Raw genomic sequence first — 12,001 nt, 5'->3', positions numbered from 1 at the left:
CAGCTCAGGCGCGGCGACGCCAGAGGAACTCGGTGATGGCGCGTTCCTCCCGCAGGCCCTTGCCCTCGAACTTCGTCACGGGTCGTTCCAGACTGAACGGTACTGTGCCGGGCGCCGCCGCGGCATCGAGCCGCTCGAGCGCGGGCTCGGCGTCGCCCGTCTCCGCGATCCACTCGGCGTAGTCGGCGTGGTCGGTGGCCACGTGCAGCACACCGCCGGGCGCCAGTCGCGAGGCGATGAGCGCGAAGGTCCCGGACTGCAGGAGCCGCCGCTTGTGGTGGCGGGCCTTGGGCCAGGGGTCCGGGAAGAACACGCGGACGCCGGTCAGGCTCTCCGGCGCGATCATGTTGGTGAGCACGTCCACCCCGTCGCCGCGGATCATCCGGATGTTGGGCAGTCCCTCGCGCAGGATCATCCCGAGCAGCTGGGCGAGCCCCGGCTGGTAGACCTCCACGGCGATCACGTCGACGTCGGGCTCGGCCGCCGCCATCGCCGCCGTCGAGGTCCCGGTGCCGGAGCCGATCTCCACGATGAGGGGGGCCGTCCGCCCGAACCAGGCCTGCTGGTCCACGACCTCGTCGGCCACGTTGCGGCCGTAGGTCTCCCAGTGCTCCTCCCAGTTGCGCTGCTGGCCCGGCCGCAGGGTCCCGCGGCGGAACCGGTAGGCGGTGACGCGCGGGAACAGGCGGGCGTCGTCGTCGGCGGTCGCCGCGGGCACCTGCCCGGCGGCGGTCTCGTCGGCGCTCTCGGCGCTCTGCTCGCTCTGGTTCACCCGGACATCATCCCGCAGGTCACCGCCGGGCTCCGAATCCAGGCGGCGTGGCGGTCGTCGCACCGCCCGGAGGGAAGGCCTTGCCGCCGGGGCCGGGGCGGGTGACGATGACCGCGTGCCCGCAGTGACCCACGCCACCACCCCGCCGCCCGCCGCGGCGTCGTCGGGCCCCGCCGCACCGCCGCCGGGGCCCGATCCGGTGGCCCGGGTCCGCCGCCTCGTCGGCACCGCCCGCGACTGCTCGGACCTCGACCCCGCCGGGCTCGGGGCGCTCACCGTCGCGCTCGCCCGGGTGGACGCCCCGCTCGACCTCCGGATCCGGGGCGGCCTGGGATCCGGGCGCCGCACGCTGGCCGCCGCACTCCGGGAGCGCCGGGGGTGGCGCGCGGAGGTCGACGACGTCGACGTGCTCGTCGCGGCCGGTGACCGGGTCGGGACCCCACCGGATGTCGAGATCCTGTGCCTGCGCACCGCGCCGTGCCGCCACGAGGAGGCCTGGCTGCGCCGGCCGCGCGCGCACCCGCTGCTCACGGTGGCCACCGGGGTCGAGGGCTCCGACCCGCCCGGCTGGGCCTCCGGCCTGCACCGGCTCGACGCACGCCGGCCGGGCGACCGTTCGGTCGACGCCGTGGTCGCCTTCGTGGAGCGCGCCCTCGACGACCTCGGCACCGTCCGCGTGGCTCGGCTCGCCGCCGAGCTCGAGCGGCTGGCCGTCCGGGACGGCATCGGCGACCTCGCCGAGGCCGCGCTCTGCGCGCTCGACGGGACGGACCGGTCGTGACGGACACACCGGCGGCGGACACGGCGGCGGACACGGCAACACGGGTGCGCACCGTCGCGGTGCTCGGGCCGCGGGACTCGGCGGTGCCCGTCGTGGCCGGGGCACTGACGGGGGCCGCCGGCGACGGCTTGCGGGTCCTCACAAACGCCCGACCGGAGGACGGCCCGGACGTCGCGGTCCTCGTCGTCGACGCCGTGTGCCCCATCCGACCCGACGACCTCGAGGTGGCCCGGGGCGTCGCCGCCCGCCTCCCGCTCCTCGTGGCCCTCGCGGGCCGGGCGGGCTCGTGCGCACCGGACGCGCTGGCCGAGACGGTCGATGTCACCACCCGCCGCCTCGCCGACGCGGGCGTGCGCGCCCCGCTGCACGTCGTGGATGAGGCCTCTCCCGGCGCCGGGGCCGCACTGCTCGACGCGCTCGCCGCCCTGTCGGCGCGGCCGGCCGCCGCGCCCGGACCGACCCCCGCCGCCTCCCCGATCGGCGCGACGACCGGGGCGACGTCCGGGGCGACGTCCGGCGCCCGACCCGCCCCGCAGGCGACCGTGGACTGGCTACTCGCCCGGCGGACCGAGGCCATCACCTCACGCTCGCAGGCGCTGCGCCAGGACGTGCAGGCCCTGCGGATCGAGGCGGTCCAGGACCTCCACCGAGCCCTGCGCGACCTCGGCGGCCGGGCCCGCGAGGAGCTCGGCGCGGCGCCGCGGGGTGAGCTGGCGCAGCTGGTCCGCGGCCTGTCCGACGACGCCGACGCCGCCGTGGCCGGAGCGATCGCCCGCATCGACGCCCGCACCGACACCCTTGTGGCCCGGCACCTCGGCGCGGCTGCGCCCACCACGCCGCGGGTCCCCGCGCCGTCGGGCGCGATCCGGCCCGGCCCGGCGCCCCGCCACCGCGCCGAGGAGGCGCTCGTGCTGGTGATGGGCGCGGCCGGCGGCACCGGCGTGGGCCGGATGATCCTCGCGCCACTCGCCGACCTCCCCGTCCTGGACGCGCTCCTCGTTCCGCTCGCGCTACTCGCCGGCATCGCCCTCGGCTGGACCACGGTCGAGGTACGCCGCACACAGACGCTCCGGGGCCATATGATCGCGGTGGTGACGGACCGGCTCGCCGGGATCCGCGCCGAGGCCGAGCACTCACTGGGTGCCCGCGTCCTGGCGGCGGAGTCGACCATCACGGACGGCTTCGTCCACGATCCCGGGCCCAGGGTCGCCGACCTCGAACGCCGCATCCGTCGCCACCGCCTCGGCGCCACCACGTCACCAGGGAGCCACGAACCATGACCGATCCCCTCTTCGGCCCCGACTCCCCCCACCACGCGGAAAGCCCCGACGTGTGCGGCCTCGAGGGCGCCCACCTCGCCGCCCCCGACTCACTCGGGCTGCACGTGCCCGTCGCCGGCGGCGTGTTGGACCTCGGCTCGCCCGAGGCCGACCTCGACGGCGACGGATTCATGGAGGCCGTGACCCTCCAGGACGTCCGCGGCCTCACCGTCTACACCGACGTCGACGGCGACGGCACCGTCGACCACGTCTCCACCGTCCGCTTCGACGGCAGCTACGACTCGTGGCGCCTCACCAACCCCATCGCAGGGGTGCCCTTCGGCGGGTTCACCAACGAGCCCTCCACGTCGACCCCCACCCCCGCCCGGTGGGAGCGGACCGACCACGGCCACATCTAGAACCTGAGGCATTCCTCACACCGGCCGGTCGATCGGGGACGGGACGCCGACAGGCCCCGCCGGATGACGATAGGCTTGACCCCGTACCCCTGCCCCACGCGCGAGGAGCTGTGATGCCAACCACCACCATTCCCGGCCTCGAGGGTGAGGCGCCCACCGATCACGCGGAAATGCTCTCCTGGATCGCCGAGGTCGCCGAACTCACCCAGCCGGACCGGGTCGTCTTTGCCGACGGCTCCGACGCGGAGTGGGACCGACTCTCCGCGGAGATGGTGGAGCAGGGCACCTTCGTCCGGCTCGACGACGCCAAGAAGCCCAACTCGTTCCTCGCCCAGTCGGATCCGAAGGACGTCGCGCGCGTCGAGTCGCGCACCTTCATCTGCACGGAGACCGAGGAGGGTGCCGGCCCCACCAACAACTGGCGCGACCCCGCGGAGATGCGGTCCATGATGACCGACCTCTACCGCGGCTGCATGCGGGGCCGCACGATGTACGTCGTGCCGTTCTGTATGGGCCCGCTCGACGCGGAGGACCCCAAGCTCGGCATCGAGCTCACCGACTCGGCGTACGTGGTGGTCTCCATGAAGATCATGACGCGCATGGGCACCGCCGCCCTCGAGAAGATCGGCTCGGACGGCCCGTACGTCAAGGGCCTGCATTCGGTGGGCGCCCCCCTCGAGCCCGGCGAGCCCGACGTCGCGTGGCCGTGCAACGAGGAGAAGTACATCACCCACTTCCCCGAGACCCGCGAGATCTGGTCATACGGCTCCGGCTACGGCGGCAACGCCCTGCTGGGCAAGAAGTGCTACGCGCTGCGGATCGCCTCGGCGATGGCCCACGACGAGGGCTGGCTCGCCGAGCACATGCTGATCCTCAAGCTCATCTCGCCCGAGGACAAGGCCTACTACATCGCGGCCGCCTTCCCCTCCGCCTGCGGTAAGACCAACCTCGCCATGATCCAGCCCACCATCGAGGGCTGGCGCGCCGAGGTCGTGGGCGACGACATCGCGTGGATGCGCTTCGGCAAGGACGGCCGCCTCTACGCCGTCAACCCCGAGTTCGGGTTCTTCGGCGTGGCCCCCGGCACCAACTACGCCTCCAACCCCAACGCCATGAAGACCCTGGAGGCGGGCAACACTATCTACACCAACGTCGCCCTCACGGACGACAAGGACGTGTGGTGGGAGGGCCTCGAGGAGACCCCGGACCACCTCATCGACTGGCTGGGCAACGACTGGACGCCCGAGGGCGACGGCGGTGCCGGTAACGCCGCGCACCCCAACTCGCGCTACTGCGTGCCGATCGACCAGTGCCCCGTCACCGCGCCGGAGTTCAACTCCCCCGAGGGCGTGCCGATCTCGGCGATCCTGTTCGGCGGCCGCCGCGCGGACACCGTCCCGCTGGTGAGCGAGGCCCACTCCTGGAACCACGGCGTGTACATTGGCGCCACCCTGTCCTCCGGGCAGACCGCCGCCGCCGAGGGCAAGGTCGGCGCCGTCCGCCGCGACCCCATGGCCATGCTGCCGTTCATGGGCTACAACGTGGGCGACTACTTCCAGCACTGGGTCGACATGGGCGCCCGTGGCGGCGACAAGATGCCCAAGATCTTCCTCGTCAACTGGTTCCGCAAGGGCGCCGACGGCCGGTTCCTGTGGCCGGGCTTCGGCGAGAACAGCCGCGTCCTCAAGTGGATCGTGGACCGCATCGAGGGTCGCGTCGAGGGCGACGAGACCATCGCCGGCATCACCGCCCGCGCGGCAGACATCGACCTCACCGGCCTCGACACCTCGATCGAGGACGTCGAGGAGGCCCTGCACATCGACCCGGAGGAGTGGCGGCGCGAGCTGCCGCTCATCGCCGAGTGGCTCGAGTTCTGCGGCCCCAAGGTGCCCGCCGAGGTGCACGAGCAGTTCGCGGCCCTCAAGGAGCGCCTCGGCTGACCGGCGGTCCACCCGCCACCTGGCCCACCGGGCCGCGTTCCCCAGGGGACGCGGCCCGTTCGCCGTCTCGGCTGTAACGAAGTGACGACCGCAAACCATCAATAGTTGGTGCCCGGAGCCGTTCCCGGGCGACCATGTGAGGGGGACGGCGGCGATCGGACCCGGGCGGGCGAACACCAGGGGGGTGCCATGAAGGCCACCACGCTGGCTCTGCTGACTGTGCCACTGGCCCTCGGCGGACTCGGCCTCGCGGCGGCCGCCGTCATCACCGACCAGCCCCGGGACGAGGCCGTCCCGGCCCCCACGCCGCCCGCGCTCGGCGTCACCTCCGACTCCGCCGACGACGAGCACGCGATCGAGGGCAAGCGCCCGTTCCTCACCGTCCACCAGGCACCCGAGCCGCTCGTCTTCCACCCCGGTATCGTCATCGGGGTGCACGGCCCGCTCCACGAGGTTGCCCCCGAGTCGGCGCCCGTCATCCCCGACGTCGAGGGCCCCGTCGTCCCCGTCCCCCCGGCCCCCGCCCGAGCCGGCACCGGCACCGGCACCGACGCACAGGACGACTCCCCCTCGTCCCGGCCGCCGGCCAAGGCCCCGCCGCAGCACTCCCTTCCGAGCCCTGCCGACGCCATGGCCGCCACCGACGTCCGCGGCAACGGCAACCGGGGCCGCCCCGAGAACGCGGGCGAGACCGGCCGGCCGGACCACGCCGACACGCAGGGCCCGCCGGACCACGCCGACACGCAGGGCCCGCCGGACCACGCCGACACGCAGGGCCCGCCAGACCACGCCGGCCGGACGGGCCCGTCCGCGGACAACGGCCGTGAATCCGCTCCGATCAGCCCGCTCGTCGTCACCCCGGAACAGTCGACTCCCGCCGACGCCGCCCGTCCCACCGTCGTGGCCACCGGCGACGCCGACGAGCCCGCCGCCTCCCCACGGTGACGGCCTCTCTCCCACCCCGGTCGATCCGGTGGTGGTCCTCGGCGAGACTGCGCATCACGGCGGGGATCACGCTCACGGCGGCGGTCGTCCTGACCGTGGTGGTGCTCATCGCCATCCAGCTGCTCACGCTCACCGCGAACCGCGCCATCGACTCCCGCCTCGGACGCGAGACGGACGACTTCACCACCTTCTTCTCGACCGGCGTCATCCCCTCGAACGGCGACCTCACCCCCACCCCGGAGCTCCTCGTGCGCGCGTACCTGGCGCAGCAGTACCCGGAGGCGGAGGTCCTCCTCGTGGGCACCGCCACGGAGTCCGGCACCCAGTACACGCTCTCCCGCTACGACGTCCGCGACGACGCCTTCTACCCTGCCGAGATGCGGTCCGATCTCCAGGCGATCGGCCTCGACGACGCCCGGGAGGGCTCCGGAGTAGTCGACGCCACGATCCACTGGCGCAAGATCACCGCCGAGGGCCCCCACGGAAGCGCGAACCTCGTCGTCGCCATCAACCACTCGAACGAGCGCGAGGACGCCTCCCGAGTGGCCCGGCTCCTCATGATCACCAGCGCCGGCGGTCTCCTGCTCACCGCGTTCATGGCGTGGTTCCTCGCCGGCCGCATGCTCGAGCCCGTGCGTCGTATCCGCGAGGCCGCGGACACGATCTCCGCGGACGACCTGTCCCGGCGGGTGCCCGACGACGGCCCGGACGAGATCGTCGCCCTCGCCGAGACCGTCAACGCGATGCTCGAGCGCGTCGAGGACGCGTACAGCACGCAGCGCGAGTTCCTCGACGACGCCGGGCACGAGCTCCGCACGCCGCTCACCGTGGTGCAGGGCAACCTCGACCTGCTCCCCGACGACCCGGACGAACGCGCCGAGAACATGCGCATCGTGCAGGACGAGCTCTCGCGGATGACCCGGATCGTCGAGGACCTGCTCACCCTCGCCCGCGCCGACCGGCCGGACTTCCTCCGCCCCACCCCCACCGACCTCAGCACCCTCGTCATCGACGTCGAGGCCAAGATCGAGGTGGTCGCCGACCGCGACTGGACCGTGCTCCCGTACGCGGAGGGTGAGGCGCTGCTGGACCCACACCGGATCACCCAGGCGCTCCTGCAGTTCTGCTCCAACGCGGTCCGGTTCACCCGGCCCGGAGACCGGATCGAGATCGGCTGCAGGATCGCCGAGCCCGGGGAGCCGACGATCCCCGTCGGCCACGCGTCCGGTGAGGTGCCGCCCACGCCGGCCGGCGAGGAGGACGGGCGCCGGATCGTGTGGTGCGTACGGGACCAGGGGCCGGGCATCCCCGAGGGCGAGGAGGAGAGCATCTTCCAGCGCTTCCACACCGCGCGCGGTCAGCTCCGCGACGGCCGCGGGGGCACCGGGCTCGGCCTGGCGATCGTTGCCACCATCGCCCGGGCGCACGAGGGGCGGGCCTTCGCCTACAACCTCGCCGGCGGTGGCGCGGACTTCTGCATCGTGATCCCCTTTGTCCCGGCACCAGTGTCGGACGACGCCCCCGGCGGCCCCTCCGAGGCGCCCGGTTCCGGCGAGAGCCGGAACACGGCCTGAGGCCCTCCTCCCCGACGTCCGGACTCGTGGAATACTCGCTTTCCGGAGAAGGAGGCACACATGACGAGCATCCTGATCGTCGAGGACGACGATCTGATCCGTTCGGTTCTGGTCAAGGCACTGACCGGCGCGGGCTACGCGGCGCTCGAGGCGGTGGACGGGGCCACCGCCCGGTCGATCCTGGCCACGATCTCCGACATCGACCTCATGCTCCTCGACATCGGGCTGCCCGACGTCGACGGGCTGGAGCTGCTCCGCGAGGAGAGGGACCGCGGCTTCTCCGCCCCGGTGATCATCCTCACCGCCCGTGACAGCGTCGCGAACACCGTCGAGGGCTTGGATTCCGGCGCCAACGACCACATGGTCAAGCCGTTCCGGGTCCCCGAGCTGCTCGCCCGGATCCGCCTGCGCCTGCGCGAGCACGAGGCCACCGAGGCCCCCGGCATCATCGAGCACGGCGGCATGCGCCTCGACATCCGTACCCGCCGCGTCGAGGTGGACGGCCGGATCCAGGAGCTCACGAACCGCGAGTACTCACTCCTCGAGATGCTGCTGCGCAACAAGGGCGAGACGATCAGCCGCGAGCAGCTCCTCGAGAGCGTGTGGGGCATGGACTTCGACCCCGGCTCCAACATCGTCAACGTGTACATCCGCTCGCTCCGGCGGAAGATCGGCGAGAACAAGGTCCAGACGGTCCGCGGAGTCGGCTACCGGGTGGAGTGACCCACCGGGGGCGTGACGGAGCCCCGGCGACGCGTGGGGACGGCAGCGCCCCCGGGAGTGCAACGACCTCCCGGGGGCGCTCTACACGCGGTGGGATCAGCCCTCGGAGGGCTCCCAGCCGAACGGCATCAGGACGCTCTGGAGCTCGCAGTACGCGTCCAGGCCCTCGGTCCCGTTCTCGCGGCCGAGGCCCGAGTTCTTGAACCCGCCGAACGGGGCGGACGGGTCGAAGGCGTACCAGTTGATGCCCACGGTGCCGGTACGCACGCGCTGCGCCACGGCGAGGGCGGCGTCCGGGTCGGTGGAGTAGACGGCGCCGGCGAGGCCGAACTCGGAGTCGTTGGCGATCTGCACGGCCTCGTCGACCGAGTCGTAGGCGATCACCTGGATGACGGGACCGAAGATCTCCTCCTGGGCGATGGTCATGGAGTTGTCGACGTCGGTGAAGACGGTGGGCTGGACAAAGGCGCCGTCGGCGACCTCGGCGGGCAGCCCCTCGACGTCGCCGCCACCGTAGGCGATGGTCGCGCCCTCCTCGACGCCCTTGCGGATGTACTCCTTCACCGAGGCCTGCTGCTTGTGGTTGGCCAGCGGGCCGAAGACGGTGCCCTCGTCGGCCGGGTCGCCGACGGGCATGAGGGAGATGGTGTCGACGAGCGCCTTGACCACCTCGTCGTAGCGCGAGCGCGGCGCGAGGATGCGGTTCTGCGAGACGCAGGCCTGGCCGGAGTTCATCAGGGCCGAGAAGACCATGCTGCCGGCGGTGCCGGCGACGTCGGCGTCCTCGAGGACGATCGCCGCGCTCTTGCCGCCGAGCTCGAGCGAGCAGCGGGTGAGGTTCTGTGCGGCGATGCCGGCGATGTGCCTGCCGACGCCGGTGGAGCCGGTGAAGGAGATCTTGTCGACCTCCGGGTGGGAGACCAGGCGGTCGCCGGCCGAGCTGGGGCCGGTGACCACGGACAGGACGCCCTCGGGCAGGCCGGCCTCGCGGAAGAGGTCGGCGAGCCACAGGGCGGAGAGCGGGGTCTCCGAGGACGGCTTGAGCACCACGGAGCTGCCCGAGAGCAGGGCCGGGCCGAGCTTGGCGGAGTTGAGGTAGAGGGGGACGTTCCAGGCGGTGACGGCGGCGACCACGCCGACCGGCTGACGGGTGATGAACGACGGCCCGTAGTCGCCGTGGCGGACCTCGGTCCAGGGGTACTCCCCGGAGAGCCCGGCGTAGAAGCGCAGGACGCCGAGCGAGGGCGTCACCTGGATCATCGCGGCGGTGGCCGGCGGGGCGCCCATCTCGTCGGAGAGGATCTGGCAGACCTCGGCCTGGCGCTCCTCGAGCATGTCGGCCACGCGGCCGATGAGCGCGCCGCGCTCGGCCGGCGGGGTGTTGCGCCAGACGCCCGATTCGAACGACTCGCGGGCCTGCATGACCATGGCGTCGACGTCCTCGCCCGTCGTCAGCGCGACCCGGCCCACCACGGCGCGGGTGGCCGGGGACGTGACCTCGAGGACCTCGGTGCTGGTGGGATCGGTCCAGCGGGTACCGGAGAAGAGCTTGTCATGGACGACGACCACGGGGGACCTCCGTGTGATGGGGACAGGTGCGGGGCAAAACGAGAACGTGTTCTCGATCACCGTGGCCCCAGACTAGACGAGGCGCCCCGTCACCGTGAGCGCATCACCAGGACGAGGTTCGAGACCAGGACCTCCCGGATCAGTGGCGTCCGCACGAGCCACCACGCCCACCGCGGGTGGTACCGGGGGAACGCCGCGAGCAGTTCGCCGTTGGGCGTCGCCCGCGCCCACCGCAGCCCCTCGGCGCAGCCCACCTCGAACAGCGACTCGCCGTACACGTTCTTGGGCGGGTGCCCGTGGCGCCGCTCGTACATCCGCCGGGCCCGCTCGCCGCCGAGATAGTGCGTCAGGCCCATCTCGTGGCCGCCGAAGGGTCCGTACCAGAGGGTGTAGGAGACGACGACGAGGCCGCCGGGGCGCGTCACCCGGAGCATCTCCTCGGCCATCGTCCAGGGCTCCGGCACGTGCTCGGCCACGTTGCTGGAGATGCACACGTCCACCGCGTCGGTCCGGATCGGCAGGGCCATCCCGCTGCCGCGGACCGAGCCCGTCTGGGCGATGCCGGCGGCCGCCATCTCGCCGACGTCGGGTTCGACCGAGACGTAGTGCGCCCCCTCGGCCGCGTAGGCCTCGGAGAAGTAGCCGGGCCCGCCGCCCACGTCGAGGACCGTCAGCCCCGCCAGCCGGGCGGCCGCCGGGTCGGCGGGCCGGTCGCCGGAGTCGGCCCACAGGTCGCCGACCAGGGTGACGGTGTCGCGCGCGAGGCCCGAGTAGAAGGCGTCGGGGTCGGCCTGTTCCTGCGGGAAGGAGCGCAGGAGATCGAGCGACCGCCGGAGCGTGGCGCGTCCGGCGGCCGTGCGCAGGGCGTCGGGTGGGATCACGGCGGGAACGATACCGGCGTCGCGGCGGGCGTCAGTCGCCGGTGGGCACCCTCGTCGGGACGCTGCTGGACGGGGTCGAGGGCGTGGCGGACGGCGGGTCCGATGGCCGGCCCGGGCCGCCGCCGTTGCCGCCGCCGTTGTTGCCGCAGTTGTCCCCGGGCTCCTTGGTGGTCCCGCAACCGCCGCCGGGGTGGGTCCGGGTCGTGGTGGTGGTCGGGTCGGCCGTCGAGGTCGAGCTCAGCGTGGAGGTCGGCGTCGCGGTCGAGGTCAGGGTCGCGGTCACCGAGGTCGTCGAGGTGGGCGGTACGGGCGAGGCGCCGCTGGTGGTCACCGTGACGGAGCTGGAGGGCGGGGTGTCGGTCGCGGTGGTGGGCGTCACCGTGGTGGGCGTCGCCGTGGTGGACGTCGCCGTGGTGGACGTGGCCGTCGTGGTGGTCCCGCCCGGCGGGATCGGGAGCATCGGCAGGATCGGGAGCACCGGCAGGACCGGCGGGAGCGGCGGCAGAGCGGGCGCGGCCGGCGGCGGGACCGCGGGCAGCACCGCGAGGCCGGGGAGGTCGATCGCCGGGCCGGGGCGGCCGGGCGCGGCGGGGATGTCGCGCGCGCCGGGAGGCGGGGCACCGATGTCCTCGGACGCCCCACCTCCCGTCGCGGGCGGGGTGCTGGATTCTCCCGGAGCGGGATCATCCGCGGTCGACGCGGACTGGGGGGTTCCGCTGGAATCGGCGTCCGTGGTCCCGGACGTCGCTGTCGCCGCGGTGGAACCGGTCACGGGGGGCTCGCCCCCGTCGTCGCCGGAAAGGCCGATCACGACCCCGCCGACGATCGCGGTGGTGGCCACCAGGCCGCCCACCACCAACGCCGCGGAGCTCACGCCCGCGCCGCCGGCACCGGTTCCCGCCGCCCCTGCCGCCGAGGCCGGGCCCACGCCCTGCCCCGCCGTAGCGGCGGCTGCGCCCGCCCCGGCCGCCGTGGACGCCGCGATCACGGCCATCCCGTCGGCGGCCGGAAGACCGGCGCGTGCGGAGGCCAGCAGATCGCCCAGCGGGGAACCCGCCGCGTCTCCGCCGTCGAGCATCTGCTCGAATCGGTCGCCCCCTCGGGGCGAGAACATGCCTCTCACGACTCTCCAGTGCCT

The 12,001-nt window shown here is 73.4% G+C and carries 11 protein-coding genes; 7 read left to right on the top strand and 4 right to left on the bottom strand.

All coding sequences use genetic code 11. The features are described from left to right. Positions 1-4 precede the first annotated feature (4 nt). Positions 5-772: a tRNA (guanosine(46)-N7)-methyltransferase TrmB gene (trmB, locus tag ACH0BZ_RS05870; protein ID WP_406897040.1), complete on the bottom strand. Its 768-nt coding sequence runs from the start codon at positions 770-772 to the stop codon at positions 5-7. 115 nt (positions 773-887) lie between these two features. Between trmB and ACH0BZ_RS05865 the strand changes: the two genes are divergently transcribed. From ACH0BZ_RS05865 to ACH0BZ_RS05835, 7 genes are all read left to right on the top strand, one after another. Further along, positions 888-1,553 (top strand): hypothetical protein, encoded by a 666-nt coding sequence (locus ACH0BZ_RS05865; protein ID WP_406897039.1) that lies wholly within the window; start codon positions 888-890, stop codon positions 1,551-1,553. After that, the gene (locus tag ACH0BZ_RS05860) at positions 1,550-2,833 is read left to right on the top strand and encodes a hypothetical protein (RefSeq protein ID WP_406897038.1); all 1,284 of its coding nucleotides are present in this window, start codon (positions 1,550-1,552) and stop codon (positions 2,831-2,833) included. Before ACH0BZ_RS05865 ends, ACH0BZ_RS05860 begins: the two co-directional genes overlap by 4 nt. Further along, on the top strand, positions 2,830-3,231 hold the full coding sequence (locus ACH0BZ_RS05855; RefSeq protein WP_406897037.1) for a DUF6802 family protein: 402 nt from the start codon (positions 2,830-2,832) through the stop codon (positions 3,229-3,231). The genes ACH0BZ_RS05860 and ACH0BZ_RS05855 overlap by 4 nt, the downstream gene beginning before the upstream one ends. Before the next feature lie 113 nt (positions 3,232-3,344). Continuing rightward, on the top strand, positions 3,345-5,171 hold the full coding sequence (locus ACH0BZ_RS05850; RefSeq protein WP_406897036.1) for a phosphoenolpyruvate carboxykinase (GTP): 1,827 nt from the start codon (positions 3,345-3,347) through the stop codon (positions 5,169-5,171). A gap of 189 nt (positions 5,172-5,360) precedes the next feature. Then, positions 5,361-6,116, top strand: coding sequence for a hypothetical protein (locus ACH0BZ_RS05845; RefSeq protein WP_406897035.1), 756 nt, complete (start codon positions 5,361-5,363; stop codon positions 6,114-6,116). Continuing rightward, positions 6,113-7,690, top strand: a complete 1,578-nt coding sequence (locus tag ACH0BZ_RS05840) for an ATP-binding protein (RefSeq protein ID WP_406897033.1) — start codon at positions 6,113-6,115, stop codon at positions 7,688-7,690. Before ACH0BZ_RS05845 ends, ACH0BZ_RS05840 begins: the two co-directional genes overlap by 4 nt. A 60-nt stretch (positions 7,691-7,750) precedes the next feature. Next, positions 7,751-8,413 carry a winged helix-turn-helix domain-containing protein gene (locus ACH0BZ_RS05835; protein ID WP_406897032.1) on the top strand — a complete coding sequence of 221 codons (663 nt, stop codon included), beginning with the start codon at positions 7,751-7,753 and terminating at the stop codon, positions 8,411-8,413. A 96-nt stretch (positions 8,414-8,509) separates the two neighbouring features. Here the strand turns inward: ACH0BZ_RS05835 and ACH0BZ_RS05830 are convergent, their stop codons facing one another. The 3 genes from ACH0BZ_RS05830 to ACH0BZ_RS05820 all read right to left on the bottom strand — a co-directional run bounded on the left by ACH0BZ_RS05830 (position 8,510) and on the right by ACH0BZ_RS05820 (position 11,977). After that, complete coding sequence (locus ACH0BZ_RS05830; RefSeq protein WP_406897031.1) at positions 8,510-9,982, bottom strand: aldehyde dehydrogenase; 1,473 nt, start codon at positions 9,980-9,982, stop codon at positions 8,510-8,512. An 89-nt stretch (positions 9,983-10,071) separates the two neighbouring features. Beyond that, positions 10,072-10,863: a class I SAM-dependent methyltransferase gene (locus tag ACH0BZ_RS05825; RefSeq protein ID WP_406897030.1), complete on the bottom strand. Its 792-nt coding sequence runs from the start codon at positions 10,861-10,863 to the stop codon at positions 10,072-10,074. 31 nt (positions 10,864-10,894) lie between these two features. Then, complete coding sequence (locus ACH0BZ_RS05820) at positions 10,895-11,977, bottom strand: hypothetical protein (protein WP_406897029.1); 1,083 nt, start codon at positions 11,975-11,977, stop codon at positions 10,895-10,897. Positions 11,978-12,001 lie beyond the last annotated feature (24 nt).

Source organism: Dietzia sp. 179-F 9C3 NHS, assembly GCF_045369825.1.
Taxonomy (GTDB): domain Bacteria; phylum Actinomycetota; class Actinomycetes; order Mycobacteriales; family Mycobacteriaceae; genus Dietzia.
This window is presented reverse-complemented; position numbering and strand designations above follow the sequence as displayed.

Bases quoted from the DNA above. Each gene is read 5' to 3' on its own strand.
- ACH0BZ_RS05820 (WP_406897029.1), bottom strand. From the start codon at position 11,977: ATGTTCTCGCCCCGAGGGGGCGACCGATTCGAGCAGATGCTCGACGGC.
- ACH0BZ_RS05855 (WP_406897037.1), top strand. From the start codon at position 2,830: ATGACCGATCCCCTCTTCGGCCCCGACTCCCCCCACCACGCGGAAAGC.
- ACH0BZ_RS05845 (WP_406897035.1), top strand. From the start codon at position 5,361: ATGAAGGCCACCACGCTGGCTCTGCTGACTGTGCCACTGGCCCTCGGC.
- ACH0BZ_RS05835 (WP_406897032.1), top strand. From the start codon at position 7,751: ATGACGAGCATCCTGATCGTCGAGGACGACGATCTGATCCGTTCGGTT.
- ACH0BZ_RS05850 (WP_406897036.1), top strand. From the start codon at position 3,345: ATGCCAACCACCACCATTCCCGGCCTCGAGGGTGAGGCGCCCACCGAT.